Origin of the sequence: Idiomarina sp. 017G (assembly GCF_004362265.1) — a bacterium.
GTDB classification, from domain to species: domain Bacteria; phylum Pseudomonadota; class Gammaproteobacteria; order Enterobacterales; family Alteromonadaceae; genus Idiomarina; species Idiomarina loihiensis.
Genome location: NZ_SNWT01000001.1, coordinates 278,044 through 293,960, shown reverse-complemented (window position 1 = coordinate 293,960; position 15,917 = coordinate 278,044). Strand labels below are relative to the sequence as shown.

At 47.6% G+C, this 15,917-nt stretch carries 14 protein-coding genes; 2 read left to right on the top strand and 12 right to left on the bottom strand.

Translation table 11 applies throughout. The features are described 5' to 3' along the window. Positions 1-21: 21 nt before the first annotated feature. Positions 22-723, bottom strand: a complete 702-nt coding sequence (queE, locus tag DEU30_RS01400) for a 7-carboxy-7-deazaguanine synthase QueE (RefSeq protein WP_227016306.1) — start codon at positions 721-723, stop codon at positions 22-24. A gap of 32 nt (positions 724-755) precedes the next feature. On the opposite strand from queE, the gene queC reads away from it, so the two are divergent. Continuing rightward, positions 756-1,412 (top strand): 7-cyano-7-deazaguanine synthase QueC, encoded by a 657-nt coding sequence (queC, locus tag DEU30_RS01395; RefSeq protein WP_114981520.1) that lies wholly within the window; start codon positions 756-758, stop codon positions 1,410-1,412. 1 nt (position 1,413) lies between these two features. Here queC and nagZ read toward each other — a convergent pair whose 3' ends face one another. Then, the gene (nagZ, locus tag DEU30_RS01390) at positions 1,414-2,406 is read right to left on the bottom strand and encodes a beta-N-acetylhexosaminidase (protein ID WP_114981521.1); all 993 of its coding nucleotides are present in this window, start codon (positions 2,404-2,406) and stop codon (positions 1,414-1,416) included. A 130-nt stretch (positions 2,407-2,536) separates the two neighbouring features. Here nagZ and DEU30_RS01385 point away from each other — a divergent pair, with 130 nt between their 5' ends. Further along, positions 2,537-3,898, top strand: a complete 1,362-nt coding sequence (locus DEU30_RS01385) for a S41 family peptidase (RefSeq protein WP_114981522.1) — start codon at positions 2,537-2,539, stop codon at positions 3,896-3,898. Positions 3,899-3,929: 31 nt separating this feature from the next. On the opposite strand, the gene DEU30_RS01380 is transcribed toward DEU30_RS01385, so the two are convergent. The 10 genes from DEU30_RS01380 to hemA all read right to left on the bottom strand — a co-directional run bounded on the left by DEU30_RS01380 (position 3,930) and on the right by hemA (position 15,803). Continuing rightward, complete coding sequence (locus DEU30_RS01380) at positions 3,930-6,269, bottom strand: acyl-CoA dehydrogenase (RefSeq protein WP_011234168.1); 2,340 nt, start codon at positions 6,267-6,269, stop codon at positions 3,930-3,932. Between the two features lie 63 nt (positions 6,270-6,332). Continuing rightward, entirely contained in the window at positions 6,333-6,959 is a 627-nt protein-coding gene (locus DEU30_RS01375; RefSeq protein WP_011234169.1) for a TetR/AcrR family transcriptional regulator, read from the bottom strand. Between the two features lie 114 nt (positions 6,960-7,073). Continuing rightward, on the bottom strand, positions 7,074-8,567 hold the full coding sequence (locus DEU30_RS01370) for a TrkH family potassium uptake protein (RefSeq protein WP_227016307.1): 1,494 nt from the start codon (positions 8,565-8,567) through the stop codon (positions 7,074-7,076). Positions 8,568-8,571: 4 nt separating this feature from the next. After that, positions 8,572-9,417 carry a 3-deoxy-8-phosphooctulonate synthase gene (gene kdsA / locus DEU30_RS01365; protein ID WP_114981523.1) on the bottom strand — a complete coding sequence of 282 codons (846 nt, stop codon included), beginning with the start codon at positions 9,415-9,417 and terminating at the stop codon, positions 8,572-8,574. Positions 9,418-9,429: 12 nt separating this feature from the next. Then, positions 9,430-10,701 carry a DUF819 family protein gene (locus DEU30_RS01360; protein ID WP_114981524.1) on the bottom strand — a complete coding sequence of 424 codons (1,272 nt, stop codon included), beginning with the start codon at positions 10,699-10,701 and terminating at the stop codon, positions 9,430-9,432. Between the two features lie 15 nt (positions 10,702-10,716). Beyond that, positions 10,717-11,091, bottom strand: coding sequence for a SirB2 family protein (locus DEU30_RS01355; RefSeq protein WP_011234173.1), 375 nt, complete (start codon positions 11,089-11,091; stop codon positions 10,717-10,719). Positions 11,092-11,115: 24 nt separating this feature from the next. Then, positions 11,116-12,588, bottom strand: coding sequence for a DUF3369 domain-containing protein (locus tag DEU30_RS01350; RefSeq protein ID WP_114981525.1), 1,473 nt, complete (start codon positions 12,586-12,588; stop codon positions 11,116-11,118). A gap of 2 nt (positions 12,589-12,590) precedes the next feature. Next, positions 12,591-13,436 carry a peptide chain release factor N(5)-glutamine methyltransferase gene (prmC, locus tag DEU30_RS01345; protein ID WP_114981526.1) on the bottom strand — a complete coding sequence of 282 codons (846 nt, stop codon included), beginning with the start codon at positions 13,434-13,436 and terminating at the stop codon, positions 12,591-12,593. After that, entirely contained in the window at positions 13,433-14,524 is a 1,092-nt protein-coding gene (prfA, locus tag DEU30_RS01340) for a peptide chain release factor 1 (RefSeq protein ID WP_016341306.1), read from the bottom strand. Before prfA ends, prmC begins: the two co-directional genes overlap by 4 nt. Positions 14,525-14,531: 7 nt before the next feature. Beyond that, positions 14,532-15,803 (bottom strand): glutamyl-tRNA reductase, encoded by a 1,272-nt coding sequence (gene hemA / locus DEU30_RS01335; RefSeq protein ID WP_011234177.1) that lies wholly within the window; start codon positions 15,801-15,803, stop codon positions 14,532-14,534. Between the last annotated feature and the right edge of the window lie 114 nt (positions 15,804-15,917).

The following is a 15,917-nucleotide window of genomic DNA, read 5'->3' as shown; positions in this document are numbered from 1 at the left end:
TCCGCTCACTATTTTTTCTGATTACTCAATATTAAGATATTTATGCATCTGCACAGAAAGACGCCAGTTGCGCGCTATGCAGGTTTTCATCGCAAGCTCGGTGGCGCGTGGCCGCTGGCTTATGGGTTGCAGGCAAATAATAGCGTCTGCTTTGGGTGGGCAGCGTTCTAGTAAGGAATCTAACGCGTCTATGTGCTTTTGCATGGCTATGGGGTGCTTTATTTCATTGGCGCGAGCCATGCAGTCGGGGCGTACTAAATAGCCGCCGGGCATATCCAGCTTGGGCGATACCGTTACCCAGGTGCTGTCGGTCACTTTTAGCTCAAAGGTACCGCTGGTTTCTATTTGCAACTGGTAGCCTTTGGCTTCTAAAGCTTCGCCAAGCGGCAGTAAGTCAAACATAGCGGGTTCACCGCCGGTTATTACTACATGTTTGGCGGAGTAACCTTCTTGTTCAAAGCGCGCGATAATGTCCTCGGCGGTCATTTCTGACCATTTTTCTGAGGCTTCGGTTTTTGCCATTAATGCGTCTATGCTTACCTGGTCGCTGGGGTTGGTTTCCCATGTGTGCTGGGTATCGCACCAGGGGCAGCCCACAGGACAACCCTGCAAACGCAGAAAAATAGATGGCACCCCGGTAAAGGTGCCCTCGCCTTGCAAGGTTTCAAAAATTTCGTTGATGCGGTAAGACATAGCTTCCGTTAAAATGGCTTTGGTTAACATGAGTGAATGCGGATTATACGGGGAGTTACAGCATGTCGCAAAAGGTCGTTGTTATTTATTCAGGCGGAATGGACTCTTTTACCGTTTTGCACAAAGCCCTGGCCGAGGGAAACGAGGTACTGGCACTGTCGTTTAACTACGGACAACGCCATGTAAAAGAATTAGAAGTTGCGGCTAAAGTCTGTAAACAGCATGGAATACCCCACAAAGTTGTGGACATTACCGCTATTAACTCGCTGCTGTCGGGTAGCTCGCTAACCGACGACATAGACATTCCTGAAGGCCACTACGAAGAAGAGTCGATGAAATCCACCGTGGTGCCTAACCGCAATATGATTTTACTGTCGCTGGCCATTGGTTATGCGGTGTCTGAAGAGGCTTCTGCGGTGTATTACGGCGCGCATTCGGGTGACCACGCTATTTACCCGGACTGTCGGCCGGAGTTTGTGCGGCAAATGGACGTAGTGAGTAAAATGGCGAACTACGAACCGGTAGCGGTTCATGCGCCCTATTTAGACGTAGACAAAAACGCGATTTTAGCCGACGGCATTAAAATGGATCTGGACTATAGCCAAACCTGGACTTGCTATAACGGCCGCGACAAAGCTTGTGGTAAATGCGGAGCCTGCCAGGAACGCTTAGAGGCCTTCGCCGCCAACGGCATTGAAGACCCTCTTAGCTACGAATAACCTACAGCCAGCGTTGGGCTTGTTCCCAGCGCTGAGTGCGTTTTAACTCTTCGAGCGACACCGCGTTCGACGACATTAGCATTCGGTTCACGCGTTGGGCACTTTCCGGCTCAGTGGCGGGTAAGTCAGCGTCCAATACTTGCACCGCTCCGGCTCTGTCGTTACACACCAGTATCATGTCGCAGCCAGCGTTCAGAGCGGCTACGGCGCGTTGCTGCATGTCACCGGCAACGGTAGCACCCTGCATAGACAAATCGTCACTAAATATGGTGCCGTTAAACTGCAGTTCACTGCGCAGTATTTGCTGTAACCAGAACTCGCTGAAACCGGCAGGCTGCGGGTCTATTTGCGGGTAAATAACGTGAGCCGGCATTATGCCGTCTAGTTTCTGGCTTAATGACAAAAACGGCTTTAAGTCGTGTGCGCGAATTTGCTCTAAGGTACGGTCGTCTTCCGGAATGGCAATGTGGGAATCGGCCTGAACAGAACCGTGCCCAGGGAAGTGCTTGCCGGTGCAGGCCATACCGGCTTCATGCATGCCTTCAATAAACGACGACGCCAGTTTAGAAATTTCCGACGGCACTGCAGAAAATGCGCGGTCACCTATAACGTCACTGCAGTCGTCTACGTCCAGTACCGGGGCAAAACTGATATCAATGCCCACAGCCTGAACTTCTGCTGCCATTAGCCAGCCTAAGTCGCGCGCGGCACGCTGGCGCTCATCTTCATTTTCTATTTTTTGCAAAGAGCCCATAGACGGAATGGCGCTAAACCCCTCACGAAAGCGCTGTACCCGACCACCTTCGTGGTCTACTGCAATAAGCAACGGCTTAGCAGCAGCGGCTCGTGCCTCACGTATTAACTCCTGCAGTTGTTCCAGCGAGGCAAAATTTCGCGTAAATAGAATTAGTCCGTTTACGGCGGGTGACGCAAGAAGTTTTTTGTCCTCGGCGGTCAGCTCTGTGCCCGCAATATCTATCATTAATTGTGCCATAACAGCAGCTGTCTCATTTCGTTTTCAATAGTCAGCAGTTTGCCATGAGTTCAGTAAAGACGCCATGTTCCCTGTTTATCTTTTCGTTCGCTGTGCTAAATTAACATTATTACAACAAGAGAGACGTAGTATGAAACTCGAAAAATCGCTTTTATGTATTGGTATTACTTTGGCACTGTCGGCCTGTGGCGGCTCAGACAGCGGCAGTTCTGGTAGTTCTGGTAGTTCTGGTAGTTCAGGTGGCTCCGCTGGTGGTGAAAATGACTACGCGTTTTGTTCCGCTGAATACCAAAATGAAGAGTTTTTCGAGTACATGAAAGAGGATTACTTCTGGGCAAGTCAGCTACCGGACAACTTAGATCCTGAGGCCTTTGACAACGTTTATGCGGTTCTTGAGGAATTGCGAGTACCAGAGGACACCTACAGCTACATTCTTACAGAAGAGGAATACGATGACCTGTTTGTCAGTGCGACTTACTTTGGGTTTGGTTTTTCTATGGAGCAGATTAGTGCAAGCCGGGTAAAAATTCGTTTTGTTTATGACAACTCCCCCGCCGCTGCAGCTGGCATTGCCCGAGGCGATGAACTATTGGAAATAGATGGGCAGTCGGTAGCGGACTTACTTGCCAATGGGGAGTTTAATAACGCATTGGGCCCCAACGAGAGTGGCGTCAGTAAAAGCGTTACCTGGAGACGTCCGGACGGTAGTGAAGAAACCGAACTCTTAAGTAAAGTTGAAGTAGAAACCAATACCGTTATGGGGTCTCAAACTTACACACAAAATGGAGAAACAGTTGGTTACTTTGCTCTGGACTCATTCATTAACCGCACGGGTTCAGACTTAAACACGGCATTTGATCAGTTTGCCGCCGACAACATCGACCATTTAGTCATTGATGTGCGCTATAACGGCGGTGGTTTAATTCGTTACGCTAATCAAATTTCTACTCAGACTGCCGGCAGCAATGTGCTGGGTAAAACCTTTCTGCAATACCGCTTTAACGAGCAGAATAGCGACCAGAACCAGACACTCCCTTTTAGTTTGGTCGATGGTGTCGAGCAACTCGATTTAGACCGGGTGTTTGTGCTAACCACCGGCAGCAGTTGTTCGTCTTCCGAAATTATTATTAACTCGTTAAGCCCGCATATTGAAGTTGTCACTATAGGCGAACAGACATGTGGAAAGCCTGTCGGCCAGCAACCCGCCGAACTCTGCGATAAAGTCACTTTTGCCATTAACTTTGAAACGGTTAACTCAGAGGGTGAAGGGAAATACTACAATGGTCTGGCACCAACCTGTTCGGTTGAAGACCAACTGGTCGCTGACTGGGGAAGCTCAGAAGATCCATTAACAGCGGCCGCAAACACATACATTAGTACCGGCAGTTGCCCGGTAAGCTCTGCCAGCGCAGAAATAAAAAAGAGCGCTCAGGCGCGCTCTTTTGTTAAACCTATTCACAACATGAAGGATAAGCGCGAGTCCCTGCAGTAAGGCTATACGCAGGAACCCGATGCAGCAGCGGTTAGTCTTTAACCGCTGCTTTTCTTATGTCGCCTTTAGCCGTGTAAAACTGGTTGTTTTCGATAATACCGGGAGCAAAGCTGTCCACGCCAATGGCGGTTAAACGAAGCTCTTCAGTTTCTGCCAATTTTGCAGCCGTGTCTGCATCCACCAAACCTTTTTCCAAAGCCACATCGGCAAGCTCTTTACCATTGAGGTTAGAGGATAATTCACCGCGTTTTTGCGCTTTACGCAGCGTTTTGTAAACCGACTTCATTTCCAGCATAGAAGTAAAAGCTTTTTCCATGTGCCCTGTTGCATCACCAATACTGTCTTTCCAGTAACACAGGAAAGTATGGCGGTCACGAGTAACGCCCGGCTCCATCATGCTGACACTGATATCCTGTAAAATTTCATCAGACGGCTTTTTGAAGTGATTGCCCAGCGGGAATATCAAAATACGCATTACCCAAGCCATAAAGCGATTCGGGAAGTTATCAAAAAAGCCATAGAACGCATCGGCAATGCTGTATAAATGGTGCTTCAGCGCATAATGAACGTAAGGTAAGTCGGCTACCTGACGGCCTTCGTCTTCAAAGCGCTTCAGTACTGCCGAGCCCATATATAAATGACTCAAAATGTCACCTAAGCGGGCTGAAATCATTTCTTTACGTTTCAAATCGCCACCCATCATCAGCATAGAAATATCTGATGCTAAAGCTAAACCACGGCTCATACGACCCAGCTTACGATAATAATGAGCAGTTTCACCACTCACCGGAGACTCGCCAAAGCGTGCGCCACTTAAGCCCAGCCATAAGCTGCCAAAGACGTTACTGGCGGCAAAACCGATATGCTTCATCAGCAGGCCGTCAAACTCACGCATACCCTCATCTTCATTAGGGTTAGCCGCAGCTTTCATTTCTTTAAGTACATAGGGGTGACAACGCGTTGCACCCTGACCAAATATCATCAGGTTACGGGTCAGAATATTTGCACCCTCAACCGTAATAGACACTGGCGTCGCCATGTAGGCGTGGCCTAAATAGTTATGCGGACCTAATTGAATGCCCTTACCGGCGTGAATATCCATTGCATGCTCTAATACCTCACGACCCATTTCGGTCATATGGTATTTAGTCATGGCAGTTACTACTGAAGGACTCTGTCCCTGACATAAAGCCGAAATGGTCAGACGACGCATAGATTCCAGAATGTAGTTGGTGCCACCAATTTTACCCATTGATGACTGCACACCTTCGAACATACCAATTGGCATGCCAAATTGCTGACGCACATAAGCGTAAGCACCGGTCATACGCTGAGTTACGTGGCCTGATGCAGCAGCCAGTGCCGGCAGTGAAATACCACGCCCTGCCGACAAACATTCAACCAGCATACGCCAGCCTTTACCGGCATAGTCTGAACCACCAATAATCCATTTCAGCGGAATAAAGACGTCTTTACCATAGGTTGTACCGTTCAGAAACGCCTGGTTCAGAGGAAAATGACGGTCGCCAATTTCAACACCTTTGTGCGATGTCGGAATTAACGCACAAGTAATGCCAATTTCTTTCTTATCACCTAATAAGGCATCCGGGTCGTAGAGTTTAAATGCCAAACCCAGAACCGTTGCTGAAGGCGCTAAGGTAATATAACGCTTCGACCAGTTAAGACGAATGCCAACAACTTCTTCACCCTCGTGCTCGCCTTTACAAATAATACCTTCATCCGGAATAGCACCAGCATCTGAGCCAGCTTCCGGTCCGGTTAAGGCAAAACACGGAATGTCGGTACCATCAGACAGGCGTGGCAACCAATAGTCTTTTTGCTCTTTGGTACCATAATGAGTTAGTAACTCGCCCGGCCCCAGGGAGTTTGGAACCATAACAGAGACCGCAGCACTGATAGAACGACTGGCAATTCGCGAAACAATGTAGGAGTTTGCCGCCGGGGTAAAGTCGAGGCCGCCGTAATCTTTACCAATAATCATGGCGAAGAAGCGTTCTTTACGCAGATAATCCCAAACTTGTTTAGGTAAATCGCGATCCTGCTGAACAATTTTAAAATCATCCAGCATGTCCAGCAGTTTAGCCAACTGGTTGTCGACAAACGCCTGTTCTTCGGCAGTGAGTTTAGGTTCAGGTACATCCAGCAGTTTTTGCCAGTCCGGACGTCCGCTGAACAGCTCTCCGTCCCACCATACATCGCCCGCTTCCATGGCCTCACGTTCTGTGTCAGACATAGGCGGCAAAATGCGTTTAAAAATAGCAAAAACGGGTTTAGTCACCAGGCTGCGACGGATATCTCCGACTGCAAACACCAGTACCACTAAAACCACTAACAGAATAAAAATTTCCATGGGTATCTCCAGTGCACCATCACAATAAAAGTGTAGTCAAATCTCAAACTTACGACAGGTTGTTTACGCTTCTTCCAGCCCGCCGGAAACAAATGGGATCAAATGATCAATAACATCCTGCGCACCCACTTTTTGATTGAATTCGGCCTCAGCAATTTCAATCAGAGCTTGCCCAGATACCTGGGCAAAAACTGCTGCTCCCAGAATAAAGTGTAGACGCCAGAACATTTGTTGCTCATCCAAATGTGGATTCGCGCGCTTTAATAAAGCCATTAAATGCTGTAATACCTCACCAAACTCCTGCTGAGTGTATTTACGTAAATGCCCCTGAATTTCGGAATAAGCAAAGCCCAGTAATCTTAAAAAGATATCGGGGCCGTGTTTATTAACTTCGGTTAACTTTGCCAGAGGTATTTTAAAGCGCTTAAACAATTCTTCCGTTTTTAACTCGCTCTGCTGCTCTGCCAGCTTTAACTGTTCTTCCAGAACCGGCATAAAAACAACCAGATAACGCGCCATTACGGCCTGAATAAGTGCTTTTTTTGAGCCAAAGTGATAGTTTACAGAAGCAAGGTTAACCCCCGCTTCCTGCGTAATTTGCCTTAACGAAGTCTGCTCAAATCCATCGCGGGAAAAGAGCATTTCTGCGGCATTAAGTATTTTCTTTTGAGTCGGAATTCGGGCTGCCATGAAATAAATAAACGCATGATTTAAACATGCGTTTAATCTAATTCATGTCGTTTCAGCGTGCAAGTGTTCGCTGAATTTATTTTTGGTAAGAGTGTAAACCTTTTCAGGCTGCACTTAGTGGCGCCAATAATGACGATGGAACAAAATAAGTACCGTCATAATTTCCAGACGGCCTGCCAGCATAGCAAAAACCAGCAAAAGTTTAGCTCCCCCGTCAAGGCTCGCGAAGTTTCCTGCCGGACCAATAATGTCGCCTAATCCAGGTCCAACGTTGCCCACCGCAGAAGCCGCACCTGATATTGCCGTCATAAAATCCAGATCAAATAATGATAACCCCAATGCAATAACCGCTATCAGCAAAAAGTACATAAAGCAAAAAGCGACCATTGAGCCAAGTAATGAGTCATTTACCCGACGCTCCTGATAGGTCTGGACACTGACCAGGTTAGGATGAATTAACTGGCTGAACTGTTTTCTTAATAACAGCTGCGACAACTGAAAACGAAAAATTTTCATACCGCCGGAAGTTGAGCCGGTGCAGCCGCCAATAAACATTAAGTAGAAGAAAGCCATTAACGACCAACTTCCCCAGTTTCCGTAATCTTCGGTTGCGTAACCGGTTGTGGTCACAACTGACACGACATTAAATGCCGTATGCATTAATGCATCACCAAGTTCCCGTCCTTTAACTATCTGAACCAGGGTAATCAACGCAATAGCAATGAGAAGGAAGGTAACAAAAGCCCGTACCTGGCTATCTTTCCACAATGGTCCAAAGTCACCTTTTACAAAGCGAATGTAGAGCACAAAAGGTAAGGCGCCTGCCACCATAAAAATAGTGCCCGTTATCACCAAAAATGGTGTATTAGAAAAATGCCCAAAAGACGCATCGTAGTTAGAGAAGCCTGCTGTCGCTATGGTGGTCATGCCGTGCACAAAGGCATCAAAACTGCCCATGCCGCCAATTAAATACAAGCTAATAACGGCAGCCGTCAGAATGAGGTAAACCCGCCCTATTGCCAAAACCATATGGCTGGAACGTGGCATAAATTTACCCGACATATCGGAAGATTCAGCCTGGAACAGGCGCATGCCGCCAACTTGCAAAAACGGCAAAATGGCCATAGCCATAACGATAATTCCGATTCCGCCCAACCATTGCAACATAGCCCGCCACAACAGAACACTCGCGGGCAAGTCGTCCAGCCCCGAGATAACGGTGGCTCCGGTAGTTGTAATGGCTGACATGGCTTCAAACCAGGCACTGGAGAAGTCCAGATAAGGTCGAGCAAAAATAAACGGCAAGGTGGCGAATAAGCTGGCCGAAACCCAGCATAAGGAGGTCAACAGAAAAACTTGTCGTGCCCGCAGTTTGGCCTCACCCGCTGGCTGCAAAAACAGAAGCAAACCAAAAACCAGACCCAGGCTGGATAATGTCAGGTAAGTCCACTGCTCTTTTTCGCCACTAACCACCGCCATAACAAAGGGCGCCAGCAAGGCGATAGAAAGCAATGCAATGAGCCCGCCAATGGCTTTCAGCAATAGCTTAATAGCCTGACGCTTATCAAGCGGAGTCTGACGCAATGACTGGCTTGCCTGCATTGACATAGTTTTAGTTAGACGTGTCTAAAGGAGCAAATGATTTCACCAAATCATCAATCGCTTTCATCTGCTGAAGGTAGGGCTCCAGAGCGTGCAGAGGTAAAGCACAGGGACCATCGCATTTCGCTTCATCGGGGTTCGGGTGCGCTTCAATAAACAAACCAGCAATACCCAGCGACATACCAGAACGAGCCAACTGCGCTGCTTGCGCGCGGCGTCCGTCAGCAGAGTCAGCTCTGCCGCCAGGACGCTGCAAAGCGTGAGTTGCGTCAAAAATAACCGGCGCCATGGGTTTCATCTCGTCCATACCAAGCATATCAACAATGAGATTGTTATAACCAAAGCTTGAACCTCGCTCACACAACATCAGCTTCTCGTTACCGGCCTCGCCAAACTTTTTAATAATGTGCTTCATTTCCTGCGGCGCAAGAAACTGTGGCTTTTTAATATTAACCATAGACCCGGTTTCAGCCAGTGCTACCACCAGGTCAGTCTGACGGGCAAGAAACGCCGGTAACTGCAATACGTCAACCACTTCAGCGACCGGTGCTGCCTGATGCGGCTCGTGTACATCGGTAATTAAAGGCACATTAAACTGCTGTTTCACTTCTTCAAAAATGCGTAGTCCTTCTTCCAGACCGGGGCCGCGAAAAGAGTGAATGGATGACCGATTGGCTTTATCAAACGACGCCTTAAACACGTAAGGTATGCCAAGCCTGCTGGTTACCTCAACGTAATGCTCAGCAATTCGCAAAGCTAAATCACGGGATTCCAGCACATTCATCCCGCCAAATAAAACAAAGGGTTTATCATTTGCTATTTGAATGTCACCAAGCTGTAACTCTTTAATCATCATAAACTCCCGCGGTTAACTACCGACAACTCGTAGAATCTGTCCGGCGAAATACGCCATATAGGTTCCAAGCGCATAACCCATTACCGCTAATAATACACCAACCGGTGCCAATGACGGATGAAAAGCTGAAGCAACAACCGGTGCTGACGCTGCGCCACCCACATTAGCCTGACTGCCCACTGCCATATAAAATACAGGAGCACGAAGCAGTTTTGCCACAAGTAACATAAGCCCAGCGTGGATCAGCATCCAGATAGCACCAATTAAGAAGTACTTAGGCGCCTCTACTATTTTGGTTACGTCCATATGCAGGCCAATGCTGGCCACCAGAATATAAACAAAAACGGAGCCTATTTTTGACGCCCCGGCGGCCTCCAAAGAACGAGCCCGGGTAAAAGAAAGTGCAATACCGCCAGCAGTGGCTAAAACAATGACCCAGAAAAACAGACTGTCCAGGCTGAACTTACTTAGTGCAGGATAATTCGTTGCTATTCCCGGAGCTATCCAGTCAGCCAGCAAATGCGCTAACCCGGCAATACCGAAACCAACAGCCAGAATCAGCATTAAATCACGTAAGCTCGGGTTTCTGACATGCTCGGCTTCATACTGCTCCACTTTACGACGAATGTTGTCGATAGCGGATGTATCAGCGCCGGTGCGGGCATCAATTTTCTTAGCATTTGCTGCCATATAAAGCAGTACAGCCATCCATAAGTTGGCAACAATAATGTCTACTGTCACCATGGCTGAGAAAATATCACCGCCGACTTCATAAACTTCTTTCATGGCAGCCTGGTTTGCGCCGCCACCAATCCAGCTTCCGGCAATGGTTGTCATGCCACGCCAAACAGCATCAGGGCCCGCACCGCCAAGCATTTCAGGGAATATGGCAGACACCAGTAACAAGGCTATAGGTCCGCCAATGACAATACCAAAAGTACCGGTTAAAAATAGAATAAGAGCCTTTGACCCAAGACCCATTACGGCTTTTAAATCCAGACTTAGGGTAAGCAATACCATACAGGCGGGTAACAGATAATCCATTGCTATATCTGTTACGGCAGTTTGATTTCCGTCGACAATACCAAAAGTATTCAGCAAAGACGGTATGAAATAGCAAAGCAGTAAAGCCGGAACAAAACGATAGAATTTCTTGAAAAAAGGATGCTCGCTGCTATTAGTGTAAAATACAAAACCAAGGATGGTCAGCAATAAACCAATAACAACCCCATCGTTAGTGATTAAGGCATTCGTTTCCGAAACAACAGACTCAGGCGCTAACATAGGTACTCCTTTTACTTAACCGGCAATAAGTGCTTGTTTGGACACAGCCACATGCAACAGGAAGGCTATCCAGCCGCAAGCGCCAATAAAACCAAGCCAGCGCGCACCAGCTGTTTTTCCTTTCATAGCTAAGACACCAAAGCCAATATAAGCAATAACACCTATGACTTTATCAGTTAACCAGGGAACCTGAATTGGGTACATGCTTAACGTCACCATGATACCCACCGCACTGAGCAACAATAAGGTATCGTTAACGTGAGGGACTATCTTCAACCACTTCTTTTTTAATAAAGGTGAGTCAAGAAGCAGAAGCACAAAACGGAATAAAAAAAGGCTGATCGAAATCAGCACAAATAATACATGCAGGTGTTTAAAAGCAGCGTACACAGTAACCTCTTATTTTTAATTTAATTAAATGGTTCTCAACTCAGGCAGGGATTTTATAACAACATCAAGAAACTTAGGTGAATAATAGCGGCCCCGTTCATCTTTCAGGCGTACCGCAATATCGCTGTCACTAATGCCACTTTCCCACCAATCCAGCAACTGCTCGGTCAACAGAAGAACCTGAGTGCTTATCGCGATATCCGAGCCTTGTTTACCTTCGGGCAAACCCAGGCCGTCCCAGCGCTCCAGTCTTTCAATAAGTGCCCTGTGCGCATTTTGTGTTGCTTCATGCTCACCGTGACCCAGCGCTCGTAATGAGCGGGCAACTCGTTGCTGACACGTGGTTTCTACCGCTGCAGCCGCATCTGAAGCGCAATTAAGCAACGGCCGCGCTTGCGCAAATAAAGACCAGGCCAAAGCCGTTGTCTCAGCGTCTTCTGCCGCAACTTTTTGAGCTACAGCGTACGCCAGCCGGACTTCGCTGTTTTGCTCCAGGATGCCATTAAAGTGGCTGGCATGATGTAGCATAAGTTGATCGGCTAAACGCGCCAGAAACTGATCGGAATCTTCCAGACAGACCACGTTATCCTGTGCCAGTTGTACATTTTCAGAAAACAGCTGAAGTACATGGTGATCATCGGCCGTAAGTGCTCTGGATAAGCCGCCGATAAACAAAACAGAGCCGTGCGACCGGCAATGACTTCGGCAGTATAACAATACGAAGTCGTCACCATAATACGAACCATGGTTCGCAATAACATGCTCTAACTCGGCTAAAGCCTTTGATGGAATAACCGAACGTAAAGTCTGACCAACACAAACCCCGGAATCTTCTCCATGAGCGGCTAACACTTTATAGGATGAGCCATCTTCATTAGAAGTAGCATACAAGGTTTGTTTGGCACCGCCGATAACCCAGCTCAACTGCTGCACTAAACCATCAACAAAACTGTTCATTGGTTGCAAAGCGTAAAGATTCGCCGAAGCGGCGATGATTTTCTCAAGCCCGTGACGACTTTGGTCAATGGACATGATATCGCGGTACGAACGCAGCGATGACATTACTGCAGTAAAGAGTTTCTGTGCAGTAAGTTCGGTTTTGGATTTGTAGTCGTTGATGTCGTAGTTAACGATAACCGTGCGCTCAGGTGCCTGACCCGGCTGCCCTGTTCGCAAAATAATACGGGTAAAGTGGTTGTCGGCTTCTTCCCGAATATAACGTGCCACCTGCAGTCCGGCATCATCGGTTTCCATAACAACATCCAGCAGTAATATGGCTGCATCAGGATGCTCATCAATTAACTTCTTTGCCTCTTCACCAGAAAAAGCACTGTAAAACTTTAAACCACGACCTAAAAAATTAAAGTCGTTGAGTGCCAGTTTGGTTACCGCATGCACCTCTGGTTCATCATCGACAATCAGAATTTTCCAGTATTCTGTCGGTAATTTTGTGGTTTGCTGGCTGGCTTCGTCAGCAAACATAAACTGATTGCTCATTATTAGTCTCTCCCCGCCCTGGCTTTTGTCCCGCCGGTAACTCGTTCTACCCTAGCATAATCCTGCCATCGGTTAACCTTTTTGTAACCACTTTTAAACAGTAGCTCCACCACGCTGTCAGCCTGTTGCCATCCCTGCTCAAGTAGTAACCACCCATGGTCTGCTAAATGGTTGTTAGCTTCTTTTATAATAGTCTCTATATCGGCTAAACCATTATTTTCCGCAATTAACGCCGTCTGGGGCTCAAATCTGACATCTCCCATATTCAAGTGCGGATCGCCTGCATCAATGTAGGGAGGGTTCGATAGAATCAAATCAAATTTAAGAGACTTTGGCACAGATTGAAACCAGTTGCTGCACAAAATTTCAACATTTAAACCTAAAGCCTGACTATTTCGGTGTGCCAGTTCCACTGCATCGCAGCTTTTATCACACGCCCAAACTTGCCAACCGGGACGTTCCGACTTTAATGCCAGCGCAACCGCGCCCGTGCCCGTGCCTAAATCCAATACGCGCGCATGTTCGGGAAGTTCAAGACTAAGCGCCGCTTCAACCAGCGTTTCAGTATCGGGACGGGGAATTAACGTGCTGTCGTTTACTTCAAGCATCAATGACCAAAACTCGCGGCGACCAGTGATATGAGCCACGGGCTTGCCTTTCTGCCGAGCTAAAATACATTCCTCATAATGGCATTGCTGCTCTTCTGTCAGCTGCTTTTCCGGCCAGGTCATAAGGTAAGTTTTTTCTTTATCCAGCACAAAGCAAAGTAAGGCAGAAACATCCGCAGCAGCATCTTCACTCTGCTTTAACTGCTGCCGACCCCACTTTATGGCTTGCTCTAGCGTCATTGCTGTCCTTCAGACAGAGCCGCCAGTTGATCCGCCTGATGCTCAGTAATAATGGCATCCAGTATCAAATCGATATCGCCGGTAAGTACTTCATCTAACCGATACAGCGTCAGGTTAATGCGGTGGTCTGTTACCCGGCTTTGCGGGTAATTATAAGTGCGAATGCGCTCTGAACGATCACCACTTCCTACCAAATTACGGCGGGTACTGTCTTCTTCTGCCTGACGTTTTTCATCTTCCAGACGTTGTATTCTTGCCTGTAAAACCGACATGGCTTTAGCCCGGTTTTTATGTTGCGAACGCTCTTCCTGACATTCAACAACCACACCAGTTGGTATGTGGGTAAGACGAATAGCAGAATCGGTTCGGTTAACGTGCTGACCACCAGCACCCGAGGCGCGGTAAGTATCGACACGTAAGTCCGCCGGGTTAATTTCAACGGCCTCGGCTTCTGGAATTTCCGGTAACACGGCAACGGTACAAGCTGAAGTATGAATACGCCCTTGCGATTCAGTTTCAGGAACACGCTGCACCCGATGCCCACCAGACTCAAACTTCATGCGTCCGTAAACACCATCACCACTCATGTGAGCAATAATTTCTTTATAACCGCCGTGTTCGCCATCACTGGCACTGACAATATTGACCTTCCAGCCATTTTTTTCAGCGTAGCGGCTATACATACGGAATAAATCGCCGGCGAATATCGACGCTTCATCACCGCCAGCTCCGGCCCGAATTTCCAAATAGCATGAACGATCATCGTTCGGGTCTTTAGGCAGCAACAGAAGTTGTAGGCGGTTTTCCAGCTCTTCTTCGGCTTTTCTTGCCTCTTTTAGCTCTTCTTCCGCCATTTCGCGCATTTCAGCGTCATCATCTTCAGCCATATCTTTTGCAGCTGCCTGATCATCCTGATTCTGGCGGTACTCTTCAAAGCAACCAACCACCTCTTCTAATTGAGAGTACTCACGCGATAATGAGCGAAAACGGTTTTGATCACTGATCACATCGGGCTCACCCAATAAAGCTTGCACTTCCTGATAACGCTCAACTAACCCTTCTAGTTTGCGTTCAATGGATGGATTCAACATGTTTTTATTTGCCTTTTGATGAGTCAGAGGATGGCTCTGACCAAAGTTGTTGCAAAACGGCCAGCGTATATTGGTCGTTATTTTCGCCGGCAGATTTCAATAAGCTTGTCGGTTTATGCGTTAACTGCTGCACCAGCCTGTGACTGAATCGTTGCAGCACTTCGGCCGGGTCTTTGCCCTGCTCTATTTGCGCTAATGCTTTTTTTAACTGCTCGTCAGCTAGTGTTTTTGTGTGCGTACGGTACTCCCGCACCAGCTCTACACTATTCAGGGATTTCAGCCAGTCATTAAACTCTTTCGTTTGCTGCTGAATAATAACCTGAGCTTCACGAGCTGCCTGCTCACGGTTACGAATATTTTCGCTAATAATACTTTGAAGATCGTCAACTGTATAAAGGTAAGCGTCATCGAGTTCATTAACCTGCTCTTCAATGTCCCGCGGCACAGCCAGATCAATTAACAGCATGGGTCTGTGGCGACGCTTTTTCAGTGCTTTTTCAATGCTGCCTTTGCCCACAATAGGCAAAGTACTGGCGGTTGAACTGACGACAATATCGGCCTGCGGTAATAACTCTGATAACTCAGACAAGCTGTGAGCCGTTGCCCCGACACGTTCAGCCATCTCGCTAGCTCGTTGCAGAGTCCGGTTTGCCACCAAAATTTCGGTGACGCCTTGTTGTTTTAAATGCTGAGCAACCAGCTCGGAAGTATCACCGGCTCCAATCAACAGCACCTTTGACTTCTGTAAGTTAGCGAAAATATGACGCGCCATAGAAACAGCAGCATATGCGACCGAAACCGCGTTTTGACCAACCGCGGTTTCATTTCTGACAGTTTTTGCTACACGAAAGGTTTGCTGAAATAAGCGTTCAAGGATACCGCCCACCGAGGCCTGACGTTTTGCGGCCTGATACGCTTGCTTCACCTGCCCCAGAATTTGTGGCTCGCCAAGCACCAGTGAGTCTAAACCACTGGCAACCGACATAAGATGAGTAATGGCCTGCTCGCCCTGAAAGTGATAATGATGATTTTCCAGCGCATTTGGTGCCAATTTGTGAAAACCGGTTAACCAGCCCAGAAGCAAGTCACCAGACACTTCACCCCGGCAATATAGCTCGGTTCGGTTACAGGTAGAGACGATAACGGCTTCTTCAACACCTTGAAGATTACGCACGGCCTGCAGCGCAGCATCAAGCTGTTCAGCACTGAACGCAACTTGCTCGCGCAAATCGACTGATGCGGTTTTATGATTAATTCCGAGAGCTGAAATGGTCATCTGACTGTGAAACTCGTTATCCCAACGCGGCCAAAATCTAAGTTGCCCGATTGTACGTGAAAGCCTTAGTCATTGAAAGTGACAGCGCTTTCTGGTCAACTAATTACATTCCGA

Coding starts and splice junctions, on each gene's coding strand:
- queE (WP_227016306.1), bottom strand. CDS start 723: ATGTTAACCAAAGCCATTTTAACGGAAGCTATGTCTTACCGCATCAAC.
- queC (WP_114981520.1), top strand. CDS start 756: ATGTCGCAAAAGGTCGTTGTTATTTATTCAGGCGGAATGGACTCTTTT.
- nagZ (WP_114981521.1), bottom strand. CDS start 2,406: ATGGCACAATTAATGATAGATATTGCGGGCACAGAGCTGACCGCCGAG.
- DEU30_RS01385 (WP_114981522.1), top strand. CDS start 2,537: ATGAAACTCGAAAAATCGCTTTTATGTATTGGTATTACTTTGGCACTG.
- DEU30_RS01380 (WP_011234168.1), bottom strand. CDS start 6,269: ATGGAAATTTTTATTCTGTTAGTGGTTTTAGTGGTACTGGTGTTTGCA.
- DEU30_RS01375 (WP_011234169.1), bottom strand. CDS start 6,959: ATGGCAGCCCGAATTCCGACTCAAAAGAAAATACTTAATGCCGCAGAA.
- DEU30_RS01370 (WP_227016307.1), bottom strand. CDS start 8,567: ATGTCAATGCAGGCAAGCCAGTCATTGCGTCAGACTCCGCTTGATAAG.
- kdsA (WP_114981523.1), bottom strand. CDS start 9,417: ATGATGATTAAAGAGTTACAGCTTGGTGACATTCAAATAGCAAATGAT.
- DEU30_RS01360 (WP_114981524.1), bottom strand. CDS start 10,701: ATGTTAGCGCCTGAGTCTGTTGTTTCGGAAACGAATGCCTTAATCACT.
- DEU30_RS01350 (WP_114981525.1), bottom strand. CDS start 12,588: ATGAGCAATCAGTTTATGTTTGCTGACGAAGCCAGCCAGCAAACCACA.
- prmC (WP_114981526.1), bottom strand. CDS start 13,436: ATGACGCTAGAGCAAGCCATAAAGTGGGGTCGGCAGCAGTTAAAGCAG.
- hemA (WP_011234177.1), bottom strand. CDS start 15,803: ATGACCATTTCAGCTCTCGGAATTAATCATAAAACCGCATCAGTCGAT.